This is a genomic window from Streptomyces sp. ISL-94 (genome assembly GCF_018614075.1).
Lineage (GTDB): Bacteria > Actinomycetota > Actinomycetes > Streptomycetales > Streptomycetaceae > Streptomyces.
This window is the reverse complement of the sequence record NZ_JAGGOZ010000102.1, coordinates 1-14,815: the sequence shown is the minus strand read 5'-3', so window position 1 is coordinate 14,815 and position 14,815 is coordinate 1. Positions and strand designations below refer to the sequence as shown.

Below are 14,815 nucleotides of genomic sequence, written 5' to 3'. Positions count from 1 at the left end.
ATACTGCACCCCCCGAATAAGTGCACGTCCCCAGTACAACCGGCGGTGAGGCGCTGATACCTCACCCGGAAGGGGAGGCCACCCTTGGTGGCCTCCCCTTTCCCGTGCCCGGGCGGCGTCTCGCGTACCTCGGGGTATTTAGCTATTTAGCTCATGTGCTAAAAAGATCGCATGGCCGAGAACACCGAGACCGACGACGAGGCCGGCGTCTTCCGGGCGCTCGCCGATCCCACACGGCGTCAGATTCTGGAGGATCTGCGCGGCGGGGAGATGGCTGCCGGGGAGATCGCCGGCCGGTTCCCCATCAGCGCTCCGTCCGTGTCACGGCACCTCGGGGTGCTGAAGTCCGCCGGGCTGGTACGGGAGCGGCGCGACGGAAACCGGATCCTCTACACACTCGTGGAGGAGCGGCTGGCCGCCTGCGTGGGGCGGTTTCTCAGCATGGTGTGCCCGGAGCAGATCGTTCTCCGGCACCAGCGGCGCAAGGGCGAGTCGGGGGAGAGCGCGTAATGATCAGTCCGAAGATGGCGAGCGTCATCGAGCGAAGGCTGCTCGTGAACTACCGGGTGGACCCGGAGGTGGCGGCGCGGCTGCTGCCGGCCGGGATGCGCCCGCAGCTCGCGGGCGGCTGGGCCGTCGCCGGGATCTGCCTGCTGCGGCTCGGGGACACCCGGCCGCGCTGGGCGCCCGCCGGCACCGGCATGCGCAGCGAGAACGCCGCGCACCGGATCTCCGTCGAGTGGGACGGGCCGGACGGGGTCGAGACCGGGGTCTGGATCCCGCGCCGCGACAGCGGCTCCCGCCTCAACGTACTCGCAGGCGGCCGGGTGTTCCCCGGAGCGCACGGCTCCGCCGTCTTCGACGTACGCGAGACCCAGGAGGAGATCGGGGTCGCGTACGAGACGAAGGACGCCTCCACGCGCGTACGGGTCCTGGCGCGGGTCGCGGACGAGCTGTGCGGCAGCCGGCTCTTCGGCGACCTGGCCGAGGCCTCCGAATTCTTCCGCCGGGGCGCGCGGGGCTACTCGCCCGCGCGGGCCGCCGGCCGGCTCGACGGGATGGAACTGCACACCGACGCCTGGCGGGTCCAGGCCACTGAGGTCGCCCGTGCCGAGTCTTCCTTCTTCGAGGATCCCGATCGCTTTCCGCCCGGCACGGCCCACCTCGACTGCGCGCTGCTGATGCGCGACGTGCCCGTGCAGTGGCACCCGCTGGACCCCGCCGCCGCTACGGGATGCGCCGCGCCGGCCGCGTGACGGGTCCCTCGCGGCAGCTCGCCGTATGGGAGCGGTAGTTCGGGTTTCGGCCGGCCGAGCGGGATGCGGCCGAACTGGTGCGGATCCGCCGCGCCGGGGACTGACCCGGGCCGCGCCGGGACCGTACGATGGCGCCGTGCTGGTCAAGTGGATTCGCTGCACGGTGACGGACCGACGCGGGTTCGAGCGCGGGCAGCGCAAATGGGCGGGGTTGCCAGGCGAGCCGGGATTCCGGGGGCAGGGCGGCGGCTGGAGCCGGGGCCGGCAGGGGGTCGCGCATGTCTTCACCTTCTGGGAGAGCCGTTCCTTCTACGACTCCTTCATGGCCCGTGCGCACGACCGGCTGGCCGCCGCACAGAACGGCACCTACACCGGTCTGCGGGTGACCCTCTTCGACCACCGCTTCGACGTGAAGACCGGCTTCGAGCCGCGCTTCACCGACGCCGATGTCGTCCGGGTCGCGCACACCCGGGTCCGGGAGGGCCGGGTCGAGCACTTCGCCCTGATGCAGGAGAAGGTGTGGAATCCGGCCATGGCGGGCTCGCCCGGCATGATCCGCGGCCTCTTCGGCGAGGCCCCGGGCCGGGAGTTCCTCGTGCTGTCGATGTGGCACGCGGCCGCCGAACACGGCAAGTACCGGCAGGAGCGGGTCGAGCGGCTTTCCCTGCGCGCCCAGATCCAGGCCGATGTCGAGGCCCTCACCGGTGACGTCGTCGACCTCGAACCCTCCTGGACGGTATGACCGTACGACGATCGGCGGCCCCGACCGGCGTGCCCGGTCAGCGGGCCCTCCGGTGGCCGAATAGGGTCGTGGGATGGTTCGACCACGACGCATCGTCCTTGTCCGGCACGGGGAATCGGAAGGCAATGCCGACGACTCGGTGTACGAGCGGGAGCCCGACCACGCCCTGCGGCTGACCCGGACGGGGCGCGAGCAGGCCGCGGCGACCGGCGTACGGCTGCGCGAGCTCTTCGGCGAAGAGACGATCAGCGCGTACGTCTCCCCCTACCGCCGGACCCTCCAGACCTTCCGGGAGCTGCGCCTGGACCCGGCGCGGGTGCGGATGCGCGAGGAGCCCAGGCTGCGCGAGCAGGACTGGGGCAACTGGCAGGACCGGGACGACGTACGGCTGCAGAAGGCGTACCGGGACGCGTACGGGCACTTCTTCTACCGGTTCGCCCAGGGCGAGTCGGGGGCCGACGTGTACGACCGGGTCGGGGCCTTCCTGGAAAGCCTCTACCGCAGCTTCGAGGCCGACGACCACCCCCAGAACGTGCTGCTGGTGACGCACGGGCTGACCATGCGGCTGTTCTGCATGCGCTGGTTCCACTGGTCGGTGGCCGAGTTCGAGGCCCTGTCCAACCCGGGAAACGGCGAATTCCGGGTACTCATGCTGGGCTCGGACGGCCGCTACCGGATGGACCGCCCGTTCGAGCGGTGGACCACACCCGAGCCTTATGACCTGGACGGCTAGACCCGGACGGCTAGAGTGACCCGGGATGACCCCTGACTCCACTCCCGAACGGCGCTACGCACGCGCCCTGGCCAGCCTCCGCGGGCTGGCGCTGGGGGACGCCCTGGGCTCCCAGTACTTCGTCCCCGTGAACTACCCGCTGCTCAAGCGGCGCGAGCTGCCCGCCGCCGATACCTGGCAGTGGACCGACGACACCGAGATGGCCTGCTCGGTGGTGGCTGTGCTCGCCGAGCACGGACGCATCGACCAGGACGCCCTCGCGAGTTCCTTCGCCCACCACCACGATTTCGACCGGGGCTACGGGCCCGCCGTGAACCGGATGCTGCGCCTGATCCGGGAGGGCGAGGACTGGCGCACGCTGGCCGCCGAACTGTTCAACGGGCAGGGCTCGTGGGGCAACGGCGCCGCCATGCGGATCGCGCCGCTGGGCGCCTGGTACGCCGACGACCCCGAGCAGGCCACGCACCAGGCGGAGATCTCCGCCTACACCACCCACCAGCACCGCGAGGCCGTGTGCGGGGCGATGGCCGTGGCCGCCGCGGCCGCTCTGGCGGCCGCCACGGACGGGCCGCCGAAGGCCGCCGACCTGCTGGACGGGGTGATCGCGCTCGTGCCGCGCAGCGCGGTGGGCGCCGGGCTGCGGCGGGCACGGGACATGCTGGACTACGGAGACGCGACCACGGTGGCGGCGGTACTGGGCTGCGGCCGGCGCACGAGCGCCCACGACACCGTGCCGTTCGCCCTGTGGTCGGCGGCGCGGGCGCTGGACGACTTCGAGCGGGCGTTCTGGACCACCGCGCAGGTGGGCGGGGACGTGGACACGACCTGCGCGATCGTGGGCGGGGTGCTGGGGGCGCGCGGGGAGTCGGTGCTGCCGGCCGCGTGGCTGGCGCGCACCGAGGCCCTGCCGGCGTGGGTGCCGGAGTCGGTGGCGCGTTAGCGGTTGCCGGCCGCGGTGTCTTCGGCGGGGCGAAGTGTCCCGTTCCGATTGTCACGGTCCTGCCACAGAGTTCTTTTGATCCTGTTCAAAACTGCAGGGCACCGGCCTACGCTGTCCGCTTCGCCGCCTCCACCGGATCGCCGGGGGCGGCCGACAGTGGAGGGGAACCGATGTCAGAGCACACCGACGGGGTGGACGGTGCGGAGGCCGCAGCCGCAGCCGCAGCCGCAGCAGCGGCTCGTGGCGAGGCCGCGGCCGGGGGGCCGGCTGCGGAGCCCGTGAATCCGGCCGGGGACGGACGCGCGGCAGCGGCCGGGCCGGCCGCGGAGACCGGGCTGGCCGCGGGGACCGGGCTGGCCGCGGGGACCGGGCTGGCCGCGGAGACCGGGAGGACCGGGGCCGGGAGGACCGGGACCGGCCGAACCGAGGGCGCCGGGGCCGGCCGAACCGAGGGCGCCGGGGCCGGCCGAACCGAGGGCGCCGCGACGGGGCCCGCTCCGGCCGGGGGCGCGGCGGCACCGGGCGGCCCCAGGCCCGGAACGCCCGCCGCCGCTGCCACCGTCGGCCCCGGCCCGGGTGTGCCCGCCGCAGCCCCCGTTGCCGCCGGGCCCGGCACGCCGCCCGGCGTGTCCGGGACGCCCGTCGAAGCCGCCGCCTGGCAGGCCTGGCAGGAGCAGCAGCGGCGCTACGCCGCCGCCCGCGCCAAGGCCGCCGAGCCGGCCGCCTGGGTCCTGCTCGTACGGCCCGCCGAGGCCGCGCCCATCCGGACCGCGACCCTCGTCGCTGCCCTCGCGGCCGGGCTCGCGGCCGCCCTGCTCCTCGGCGACGGCCTGGGCCTCGGCCTGCTGCTCGCCGTCGTGCCCGCCGTCGTCGCCGCGTACATCGCCGCCCGCGCGGCCCGCCGTACGGCCCGGCCCTGGACCGTGGTCTGGGCGATCGGCTGCCTCGCCCTCCTCGCCGTGCCGGCCCTGCGCGATGCCGCGTGGCCCGCCACGCTCGCGATCCTCTCCGCCATCCTGCTCGGCGCGCTGGCCCTGCACGGCAGCCGCACCTGGCCCGGCGTCCTGCTCAGCCCGCTCGGCTTCTTCGCAGCCGCCGTGTCCGGGGCCGGCTGGGCCTGGACCGGGCTGCGCTCCCGCAACGGCGTCAGCAAGGACCGCTGGCTCCCCGTGGCCAAGGCGGCCGTCGTCGCCGTGGTCCTCCTGGTGCTCTTCGGCACGCTGTTCGCGTCCGCCGACGCCGCCTTCGCCGATCTGCTGGGCGATCTGACGCCCGACATCTCCGTCGGGGACGGGCCCGTGCGGACCCTGCTCTTCCTCCTCGGCACCCTCCTCGCGCTGGCCGCCGCCCGCGCCGCCGCGGCCCCGCTGCGCTGGGACCGGATCGAGGTGGCCCCCGGCAAGCCGAGGTCCCGCGTCGAATGGGCCCTTCCGCTCATCGTGCTCAACCTGCTCTTCGCCGGCTTCAACGCCGTACAGCTGGCGGTCCTGTTCGGCGGCTACGACAAGGTCCTGGCGAGCACCGGCCTCACCTACGCCGAGTACGCCAAGCAGGGCTTCTGGCAGCTGCTCTGGGCCACCCTGCTCACCTTGGCCGTGATCGCGTTCGCCCTGCGCTGGGCCCCGCGCTCCGGCGCCGGCGACCGCCGCTTCGTCCGTATCGTGCTCGGGGTGCTGGGTGCGCTGACGCTGATCGTCGTCGCCTCCGCGCTGCGCCGGATGGATCTCTACGTGGACGCGTACGGGCTGACCAGGCTGCGCGTGTCGGTGGCCGCCATGGAGCTGTGGCTCGGGCTGGTCATCGTACTGATCATGGCGGCCGGGGTGTTCGGAGCCCGCTGGCTGCCGCGCGCGGTCGCGGGGAGTGCGGCGGCCGCCGTCCTGGCCTTCGGCCTGCTGTCCCCGGACGGGATGGTCGCCGAGCGGAACGTGGCGCGTTTCGAGGCGGACGGCAAGATCGACATGGCCTACTTCCAGTCCCTGTCGGCGGACGCCGTTCCCGCCCTCGACAAACTGCCCGAGCCCCGCAGGTCCTGCGCACTGCGCGGGATCAGCGACGAGATCTCCCGGGCCGGCGAGGTCCCCTGGTACGCGATGAGCCTGGGCGAGTACCGGGCCCGGCAGATCCTGCGCGAGCGCCCCGTGACGGCCCCGTACGAGGTCTGCTCCCGCCTGGGCGTCTTCGCCGACCGCAGCGATCTCTGAGGGGCGCGCCCGTACGAGGGTCCGGGCGCGGGACCACCTCCCGAGCCCGGGCCCTCGTACGGGCGGCCGCGGTCAGGCCGCCGGACCGGCCTTCTCGGCGGCGCCGTTGAGGGCCGCCAGGTCGCTCTTGCGCACCCGGATCACCAGCAGCGCGGTGGCCAGGGCGAGGCACGCCATCGCCACGGCGGCGGCGAACGCGGTCGAGATGCCCTGGGTGAGGACGAGGTCCCCCCAGGGGTCGGGCAGCCGGCCGCTCTCCTTGAAGGCGGCCAGCGCGCTCGGATCGGCCTGCGCCATGAAGGCCGGGACCTGGTGCTCGGCCTCCTCGCGGCTGGCCGTTCCGAACACGGTGACCAGGATGGACAGGCCGAGTGAACCGCCGACCTGCTGGCTGGCGTTGAGCAGCCCGGAGGCCGCGCCCGCCTCCTTCGCCGCCACCCCGGAGACGGCGGTGAGCGTGAGGGTCACGAAGTTGAGGCCCATGCCGAAGCCGAACAGGAGCATCGGCCCGAGCACCCCGGTCGCGTACGAGCTGTCGGTCCGGATGAAGCCCAGCCAGGCCAGGCCGGTGCCCACGAGGGCGGTTCCGGTGACCATGAACGGCTTGGGGCCGAAGCGCGGCAGGAAGCGCTGCGAGAGGCCGGCGGCCGTGACGATGGCAACGGTCACGGGCAGGAAGCCGAGTCCGGACTGGATCGGGGAGAAGCCGAGCACGTTCTGCACGAACTGGACGATGAAGAAGAACATGCCGAACATCGCGGCGGCCAGGCCGAGCATGATCACGTAGGTGCCGGCGCGGTTGCGGTCGGCGAACATCCGCAGCGGGACGATCGGTTCGCGGGCCCGGGACTCGATGGCCGCGAAGAGCGCGAGCAGGACGACGGCCGCGGCGAACGAGCCGAGGGTGAGGGAGTCGCGCCAGCCGTCCTCGGAGGCGCGGATGAACCCGTAGACGAGCGAGGCCATGCCGCCGGTGGAGGTGAGGGCTCCGGCGATGTCGAAGCGGCCGGGGTGGCGTTCGGACTCGGTGATGTAGAGCGGGGCGAGGACCGCGATCAGCACGCCGATCGGGACGTTGACGAAGAGGACCCAGCGCCAGTCGAGCCACTCGGTCAGCATGCCGCCGGCCAGCAGGCCGATCGCGCCGCCGCCCGCGGAGACCGCGGCGAACACCCCGAAGGCGCGGTTGCGTTCGGGTCCTTCGGCGAAGGTCGTGGTGATCAGGGCGAGCGAGGTCGGGGAGGCGATCGCGCCACCGACCCCTTGCAGGGCGCGGGCGGCGAGCAGCTGCCAGGGCTCTTGGGCGAAGCCGCCGAGGAGGGAGGCGAGCGTGAAGAGCAGGATTCCGGCCATGAACACGCGTCGGCGGCCCAGGATGTCGCCGGCCCGGCCGCCGAGGAGGAGCAGGCCGCCGAAGGTGAGCGTGTAGGCGCTGAGCACCCAGGAGAGGTCGGTGGTGGAGAAGTGGAGCGCGTCCTGGATGTGCGGGAGGGCGATGTTCACGATCGTCGCGTCGAGGACGACCATGAGCTGGCAGGCGGCGATGACGGCGAGCGCCACTCCGGGGCGCCCTTCCCGGCGGGCCGCGCCCGGTATCCGGGGTGTGGCGAGTTGAGAGCTTGTCACTGTGGATCCCCCCAAAGTGAAATAGTGAACGCATTCGTTCACTGTGGGTCCACGGTAGGAGTGGATCCTTAGGGAACGCAAGCGTTCACTAAGGCTGAAAATGTGTGCGGGGGCGCGCGGATCGCTCGGAGGCTGGGGACATGGTGGGTTCGCGCTGGTCGGCGGCGTCACCGGGGCGCAGGCGCGGCCCCGAACTCGAACGGGCGATTCTCGACGCCGCGTTGGAGCAGTTGGGCACGGTCGGCTGGAACGCGCTCACCATGGAGGGCGTCGCGGCCGGTGCGCACACCGGCAAGGCGGCTCTCTACCGGCGCTGGCCTTCCAAGGCGGACCTGGTGACCGATGCGCTGCGGACCTGCCTGCCCCAGATCGGCGAGATCCCCGACCGCGGATCGATCCGCGAGGACCTGTATCTGCTGTGTGTGCGGATGCGGGACGTGATGCATTCGCGCGCCGGGCAGGCCCTGCGATCCGTCCTTCACGAATGCGATCGCGAGCAGGCCGACCGCTTCCACGGGGTCATCTGGTCAGGTGTGCACGAGCCGGCGCAGCGGCTGATCAGGGAGCTTGTACGGCGGGGAATCGGGCGGGGCGACGTGCGAGCGGACGCTACAGGTCCGTTTGTCGTGGATGTCATTCCCGCGATGCTCATGTACCGCGCGAAGGTGTGCGGGAGCGAATGGGTGGATCCGGACATCGGGGAGCTGATCGACGAGGTGATGGTCCCGCTGCTCAGGAGGTGAGACGCGGCCGCCGGTCGTACCAGGGGCGGGGTGTGCAGGCGGCGCGGGGCGGCGTAACCTTGCTGGCGCCATGCCGTACGAAGCACCCACCCACACCGTCGAACGCTCCCTCCGTGCAACCACCGGCGCCAAGGTCATCGCCGGGGTCGACGAAGTCGGACGAGGGGCCTGGGCCGGTCCCGTCACCGTGTGCGCGGCGATCACCGGTCTGCGCCGGCCGCCCGCCGGACTCACCGACTCCAAACTGCTCACCCCCAAGCGGCGCGACGCTCTCGTCGGCGTCCTGGAGGACTGGGTCGCCGCGTACGCCCTCGGGCATGCCTCCCCGGAGGAGATCGACGAGCTGGGGATGACCGCCGCCCTGCGCCTCGCGGCGGAGCGCGCCCTGGGGGGCCTGCCGGTCCGCCCCGACGCGGTGATCCTCGACGGCAAGCACGACTACCTCGGTTCGCCCTGGCGGGTCCGTACGGTGATCAAGGGCGATCAGTCGTGCGTGGCGGTCGCCGCGGCCTCGGTCATCGCCAAGGTCCGGCGCGACCGCATGATGGCCGTGCTGGGTGAACAGGGCGGCGGAATCGAGGACTTCGCCTTCGGGGCCAACGCCGGATATCCCTCGCCCGTACACCGGGCGGCGCTGGAGGTGCTGGGGCCCACCCCCTATCACCGGCTCTCGTGGGCGTACCTCGACGCGCTGCCCCGGTGGCGCCATCTGAAGAAGGTGCGCCGCAGCGAGGAGGCATTGGAGCTGGAAAACGGAGGCCAACTCGGCTTCGATTTCTGATCGCACCCATGTGCAACCGACCGGTACGTTTCGTACCGGTGTTTGATAGACATCACGTCACGCCTCTCACCCCCGCCATCGAGGAGCCTCAGATTCACGAGAGTGCCCAGGGTCCCCGCGTCACGCCGGCCGCGAGCCGCACCGCGCAGACCCCCCGCCCCGTACCTGGTCCGCGTCCCGTAGCCGTACCGCGGCCCGGACGCCCCGGTCCCGTCCGGCCCGCACCGCCCGCGCAGCGCGCTCCGCAGGCCACCCCCGGACCTGTTCCCGCAGCCCCCGCTGCCCCGGCAGCCCCCACCGCGCCGTCCGTGTCGGCGGCGGTGCCGCAGATCCAGCTGATCCCGGCCTCCGCCGAGGGCGCCCTGGACGCGGCCGAAGAGGCCGTCGACCTGCTGCTCGACACCGGGCGCGCGCCCGGCGACATCCTGGTGCTCACCAGTGGCGACCCGCACCCGTGGGCCGCGCACGAGCTGTCCTTCGGCGAGGCCGCGTACTGGGCCCTGCACGACGCCGGGGACGACGTCTTCTACGCGGACGCGGCGCAGGCCCAGCGCGCCGACGGCCGTCCGGTCGTGGTCTTCGCGGTCAACGGCGGACCGGTCGAGTCCGTCGCGGGCGCCCTGCCGGTCGCGCTCGCGCGGGCCGGTGCACTGCTGATCGTGTGCGGTGACCCGAAGCAGGTCAACTCCGTGCTGGGTACGGGCGTCTGACGCCCCGTACCCCGGCACGGGCGAGGGGCGGGGCGGGCCTCGGGCCGGCCCCGCTGAAGCCCGGAGGCTGATCCGCCGTACGCCCGCTTCAGGGTGTACGGCCGTGAGGCCTGCCCGGAAGCGGTCCGCCGGGGCACGCCTGGCTCAGGGCGCGGCGGTACGAGGGTCAGGGGTGCGGCGGTACCGGGGTCAGCGCGCGGCGGTCCGGCGCAGGGCCTCGGCCGCGCCGCCGCCGGTGTGCAGCGCGAGCGGAGCGAACTCGGCCACGGTGTCGCCGAGCCGCTGGGGCCGCGATTCCGAACTGGGCCGCCGGCCGCCCCGTCCTTCGCCCAGCACCTGCCAGCCGCCGCGGGTCAGCGTGATGTACGCGCCGCAGCGCAGGCCGTGCAGGGTGCAGGCGTCTCGCAGCCCCCACATCCACGCCCCGTCCTCCTCGGTCCAACGCTCGTCGCCTTCACGGCAGTAGAGCAGCACCGCCGTCCGCACGGGTGTCCGGCGCCGCAGGTCGTGCGGCAGCACGCGGCGAAGCCGGGACAGCAGGGCGTTGCGGTACTCCCAGCCGTCAGCCGAGACGGAGCGCTGCACGAACGAGGCGCTCGCGACGAGCTGTTCCTCCGGGCCGAGGACGGCGATGACCGCAGTCGACGGCACCGGGCTGTGCCGGGAGTGCAGCCCGCTGACGACCTCGCGCGGGTTGCGCAGCAGCGGGATGCCCGCCGCCGTCCATGCGGCGGGTTCCAGCAGTCGGCCGTGCCGGCTGGCGCCGCCGGTCGCAGTTGTCAGGGACGTGGTCGAGGGCGGGGCGAATCCGAAGGTCACGGTCCTCCCTTCGGGTACACGCCCGCGAGCGGGCACAGCTGGAGTTGGGCGCGCCGCAGCGCGGCCCAGGGGAGTGCCGGGGAGCCGAGCGGGAGCACTCCGATTCTCGCGTGGCGTCCGAGCCTGCGGCAACGAGCAATTGGAGCCGCCGACCGGAATTCGCCGGTATGCCGTTCATATCCTTGCCCCGCCACACCGAACATGACGCATTCCGCTACGGCTGGAGCGCCAGCACCAGCGGGAACACCCCCTTCGCCCCCGCCCGCCGCAGCAGCCGGGCGGCCACCGCGAGGGTCCATCCGCTCTCGGCGCGGTCGTCCACGAGGAGCACCGGTCCCGCTGCCTCCGCCAGTGTCGCCGCCAGGGCAGGCGGCACGGTCAAGGCCTGGTGGAGCCCCCTGACCCGCTGGGCGCTGTTGGAGGAGGGCAGTCCGTACTCGGGGACCTGGTCCGTGTACGCGATCGTTCCGAGCAGTGGCATCCGGCCGACCTCCGCGATTCGGGCGGCCAGCGAACCGACCAGCTGGGGGCGGCTGCGCGAGGGCAGCGCGACCACGCCCACCGGCCGGGCCGGGGCGTCAGGTGCCCCCGAGGCCCAGCCGCCCGGGCCGCGGGCCCAGTCGGCGAGGACCGCGATCACGGCCTGCGCGACATCGTCCGGGACCGCCTGGTCGGGGGCGTTCGGGGCGAGCATCGGGCGCAGCCGGTTGCCCCAGCCGATGTCGGAGAGCCGGCCCAGAGCCCGGCCGGTGGAGGACTGCTCCCCGGCGGGGATACGGCCCTTGAGGTCGACGCCGACGGCCGCCAGCCCGGTCGGCCACATCTTGCGCGGCTCCAGCTCCACACCAGGGCGGCCGAGTTCACCGCGTGCGGTGTCCAGCGCGGTGGTGGAGACATCGGCGGTGAACCGGGCTCCCGCGCAGTTGTCACAGCGCCCGCAGGGGGCGGCCTCCTCGTCGTCGAGCTGGCGGCGCAGGAACTCCATCCGGCATCCGGTGGCGGCCGCGTAGTCGCGCATGGCCTGCTGCTCGGCGGCCCGCTGGCGGGCCACCCACGCGTAGCGCTCGGCGTCGTACGCCCACGGCTCGCCGGTCGAGGTCCAGCCGCCCTTGACCCGGTGCACGGCCCCGTCCACGTCCAGGACCTTGAGCATCGTCTCCAGCCGGGTGCGGCGCAGGTCGACCAGGGGTTCCAGGGCGGGCAGTGACAGCGGCCGGCCCGCCTGGGCCAGGACGTCGAGGGTGCGGCGCACCTGCTCCTCCGGGGGGAACGCCACCGAGGCGAAGTACTGCCAGATCGCCTCGTCCTCGCGGCCCGGGAGAAGCAGCACCTCCGCGTGCTCCACGCCGCGGCCTGCGCGGCCGACCTGCTGGTAGTAGGCGATGGGGGAGGAGGGCGAGCCCAGGTGCACGACGAAGCCGAGGTCGGGCTTGTCGAAGCCCATCCCGAGGGCGGAGGTCGCCACCAGGGCCTTGACCCGGTTGGCCTGGAGGTCGTCCTCGGCCTGCTGGCGGTCGGCGTTCTCCGTCTTGCCCGTGTACGAGGAGACCGTGTGCCCGCGGTGGCGCAGGTAGGCGGTGACCTCCTCGGCCGCCGCGACGGTCAGCGTGTAGATGATCCCGGAGCCGGGCAGCTCCCCGAGGTGGTCGGCGAGCCACGCCAGCCGGTGCGCCGCGTCGGGCAGGGCCAGCACCGCCAGGCTCAGGCTCTCGCGGTCGAGGGCGCCGCGCAGGACCAGCGCGTCCGTGCCGGCTCCGGTGCCCAGCTGTTCGGCGACGTCGGCCGTCACACGGGCGTTGGCCGTGGCGGTGGTGGCCAGCACCGGGACGCCGGGCGGGAGGTCGGCGAGCATGGTGCGCAGCCGGCGGTAGTCGGGCCGGAAGTCGTGCCCCCAGTCGGAGATGCAGTGGGCCTCGTCCACGACGAGCAGACCCGTCGCGGCGGAGAGCTTGGGGAGGACCTGGTCGCGGAAGTCCGGGTTGTTGAGCCGCTCCGGGCTCACCAGAAGGACGTCCACCTCGCCCGCCGCGACCTCGGCCTGGATCCTCTCCCACTCCTCGGGGTTGGCGGAGTTGATGGTGCGGGCGCGGATACCGGCCCGGGCCGCGGCTTCGACCTGGTTGCGCATCAGCGCCAGGAGCGGGGAGACGATCACGGTGGGGCCGGCGCCGCTCGCCCGCAGCAGCGAGGTGGCGACGAAGTACACCGCGGACTTGCCCCAGCCCGTGCGCTGCACGACCAGGGCCCGCCGCTTGTGCGCGACGAGCGCTTCGATCGCCCGCCACTGGTCCTCGCGCAGCCGAGCGGTACCCGTGGGGTCGCCCACGAGACGGGCGAGTACGGAGTCGGCCGAGGACCTCAGGTCTGCGTTCATGCCTCCATGCAACCCGATGCCTCTGACATCGCGCCAATGCCGCCCCGAGCCTGTGGATGTTGAACGGTCACATGGTTGCCCCCGTTCTCCGAGTTATCCACAGGGGTTTCCGGATCGGATCACGCACGGGACCTTCGTGGCATGACGAACAACAACGAACCACGCATCCCGTCCGACCGGCCGTCCATCAGCCCGGCCGGAACCACCGACCCCCAGATCACCCTGCGCAGCCCGGCCGAACTGGCCGACGCGCTGCCCTACATGCTCGGCTTCCACCCGACCGACTCCCTCGTCATGGTCGCCGTCCACGGCGAGGGCGGGCGTTTCGGCGGCCGGCTCCGCGTCGGCATCCCGGCCACCCCCGCGGAATGGGAGGACACCGCCCGGCAGGTCGCCGACTGCCTGATCCGGGGCAGCGAGCGGCGCGGAGGCAAGCCCGACGGCATCGTCGTCTTCCTCTGCCAGGAGCCGCGCGGCGAGGAGAGCGGCCAGCGGGTGATGACCCGGCTGCGGCCGCTCGCCCAGCGGATCCGCCTCGCCTGCGGAGCCCTGGACGTGCCCGTACTGGAGGCCCTGTGCCTCTCCGCGGGCCGGTTCTGGTCCTATGTGTGCCCCGACGAGCGCTGCTGCCCGGCCGAGGGCAGCCCGCTGGCCGCGGTCGGGACCTCGGTGATGGCCGCCGCGGCCACCTTTGCCGGGCTCCAGGTCCGGGGCTCGCTCAAGGACATCGAGGGCCGGCTGGCACCGCTGCGCGGTGAGGTGGCCGTGGACATGGAGCGGGCCCTGGACCGGGTGGCCGCCGCGCTCGTGCCGAAGATCCTCGACGGGGCCACCCGTGAGGAGGTCGGCGCCGAGACCCTCACCCTGGCCCGGACCCTGATGACGCGGATGACCCTCGCTCCGCCCGCCGAGGGCGGCCCGCACGCGGACGACTGGGACGACGCGCTGCTCGGCCACGACGAGGCCGCCTCGCTGATCCTCGGCCTGCAGGACCGGGAGATCCGGGACATCGCCGCCGAGTGGATGGAGGACGAGGAGGCGGCCCCCGCCCTGCGGTTGTGGCGGGCGCTCGCCCGGCGCTGCATCGGGGCCTACGGCGAGCACGCCGCGGCTCCGCTCACCCTGGCCGGCTGGGTCTCCTGGTCCACGGGTGACGAGCCGACGGCCCGGATCGCGCTCGGCCTGGCCCTGCGGGCGGACGCCGAATACCGCTTCGCCCAGCTGCTGCACCACGCCTGCAACGAGGGCGTCGACCCCGAGGGCCTGCGGGAGTGCCTGCGGGAGGAGCGGCGGCGCCGCGAGCCCCGGCGGGGGCGCCCCAAGGCGGGCACCCGCCCGCCGGGCCGTCCCGGCAGGACGGGCACCCGCCGCGAGTCCCGCCGCACCACGGGGAGCGGGCAGTGAGCCGGCGCCGGGGCCCGGGTCTCCGTCCGAGCTCGCGTCGTCCGGGTCCGAGTCCGGGTCCGAGTCCGAATCCGGGTGCGAATCCGGGTGCGGGTCCGGGTCTGGGGCTGAAGTCGAATCCGTGTCCGAGTTCGAGTGCGAGTACGAGTACGAGTACGAGTACGAGCCAGTGTCCGCGGCCGAGGTCGCGCCCGCCCCGCTGTGGTGCTCCGATGCGACGGCTGTGGTGCGCCGTGGGCGCGGCGCTTCGCCGCCGTCTTCACCCCGGGCGCGCGCGGCCGGGGCCCGGGCCCGTGACCCAGGCGGGGGCGGGGGCGTTCAGCTGGGGGGTGGTGGGGGCCCGGCCGCGCCGCCGCCCAGCTGAACCGACCGGAGCGCAGACAAGGCGACACATGTCTCACCCCGCATCTCCCCGACCACCCGGCTTGCCTGCTGCCCGCAGGCCCGAACTGCCGCCCGTGCACGGGGCCGTGATCTGCGTGG

At 73.5% G+C, this 14,815-nt stretch carries 13 protein-coding genes; 10 read left to right on the top strand and 3 right to left on the bottom strand.

The genetic code is table 11. From position 1 onward, the window contains the following. The first annotated feature begins 171 nt into the window (after positions 1-171). The 6 genes from J7E94_RS27980 to J7E94_RS27955 all read left to right on the top strand — a co-directional run bounded on the left by J7E94_RS27980 (position 172) and on the right by J7E94_RS27955 (position 5,875). Entirely contained in the window at positions 172-510 is a 339-nt protein-coding gene (locus J7E94_RS27980) for a metalloregulator ArsR/SmtB family transcription factor (protein ID WP_215019593.1), read from the top strand. Beyond that, the gene (locus J7E94_RS27975) at positions 510-1,256 is read left to right on the top strand and encodes a DUF2071 domain-containing protein (RefSeq protein WP_215019592.1); all 747 of its coding nucleotides are present in this window, start codon (positions 510-512) and stop codon (positions 1,254-1,256) included. The genes J7E94_RS27980 and J7E94_RS27975 overlap by 1 nt, the downstream gene beginning before the upstream one ends. Positions 1,257-1,392: 136 nt before the next feature. Next, positions 1,393-1,998: a YdbC family protein gene (locus J7E94_RS27970; RefSeq protein ID WP_215019591.1), complete on the top strand. Its 606-nt coding sequence runs from the start codon at positions 1,393-1,395 to the stop codon at positions 1,996-1,998. Positions 1,999-2,071: 73 nt separating this feature from the next. Then, complete coding sequence (locus J7E94_RS27965; protein WP_215019590.1) at positions 2,072-2,731, top strand: histidine phosphatase family protein; 660 nt, start codon at positions 2,072-2,074, stop codon at positions 2,729-2,731. Positions 2,732-2,756: 25 nt separating this feature from the next. Continuing rightward, positions 2,757-3,671 (top strand): ADP-ribosylglycohydrolase family protein, encoded by a 915-nt coding sequence (locus tag J7E94_RS27960; protein WP_215019589.1) that lies wholly within the window; start codon positions 2,757-2,759, stop codon positions 3,669-3,671. 170 nt (positions 3,672-3,841) lie between these two features. Beyond that, positions 3,842-5,875, top strand: coding sequence for a DUF4173 domain-containing protein (locus J7E94_RS27955; RefSeq protein ID WP_215019588.1), 2,034 nt, complete (start codon positions 3,842-3,844; stop codon positions 5,873-5,875). A gap of 72 nt (positions 5,876-5,947) precedes the next feature. Here J7E94_RS27955 and J7E94_RS27950 read toward each other — a convergent pair whose 3' ends face one another. Beyond that, entirely contained in the window at positions 5,948-7,501 is a 1,554-nt protein-coding gene (locus J7E94_RS27950; RefSeq protein WP_215019587.1) for an MFS transporter, read from the bottom strand. A gap of 140 nt (positions 7,502-7,641) precedes the next feature. Between J7E94_RS27950 and J7E94_RS27945 the strand changes: the two genes are divergently transcribed. The 3 genes from J7E94_RS27945 to J7E94_RS27935 all read left to right on the top strand — a co-directional run bounded on the left by J7E94_RS27945 (position 7,642) and on the right by J7E94_RS27935 (position 9,735). Beyond that, positions 7,642-8,244: a TetR/AcrR family transcriptional regulator gene (locus J7E94_RS27945; protein ID WP_215019594.1), complete on the top strand. Its 603-nt coding sequence runs from the start codon at positions 7,642-7,644 to the stop codon at positions 8,242-8,244. A 70-nt stretch (positions 8,245-8,314) separates the two neighbouring features. Continuing rightward, the gene (locus tag J7E94_RS27940; RefSeq protein WP_215019586.1) at positions 8,315-9,025 is read left to right on the top strand and encodes a ribonuclease HII; all 711 of its coding nucleotides are present in this window, start codon (positions 8,315-8,317) and stop codon (positions 9,023-9,025) included. A gap of 8 nt (positions 9,026-9,033) precedes the next feature. Continuing rightward, positions 9,034-9,735 (top strand): hypothetical protein, encoded by a 702-nt coding sequence (locus tag J7E94_RS27935; RefSeq protein ID WP_215019585.1) that lies wholly within the window; start codon positions 9,034-9,036, stop codon positions 9,733-9,735. Positions 9,736-9,924: 189 nt separating this feature from the next. Here J7E94_RS27935 and J7E94_RS27930 read toward each other — a convergent pair whose 3' ends face one another. After that, positions 9,925-10,554: a hypothetical protein gene (locus J7E94_RS27930; protein WP_215019584.1), complete on the bottom strand. Its 630-nt coding sequence runs from the start codon at positions 10,552-10,554 to the stop codon at positions 9,925-9,927. A gap of 214 nt (positions 10,555-10,768) precedes the next feature. Next, positions 10,769-12,928 (bottom strand): RecQ family ATP-dependent DNA helicase, encoded by a 2,160-nt coding sequence (locus J7E94_RS27925; protein WP_215019583.1) that lies wholly within the window; start codon positions 12,926-12,928, stop codon positions 10,769-10,771. Between the two features lie 141 nt (positions 12,929-13,069). Between J7E94_RS27925 and J7E94_RS27920 the strand changes: the two genes are divergently transcribed. Then, entirely contained in the window at positions 13,070-14,332 is a 1,263-nt protein-coding gene (locus J7E94_RS27920; RefSeq protein WP_215019582.1) for a DUF4192 domain-containing protein, read from the top strand. Positions 14,333-14,815: the final 483 nt, after the last annotated feature.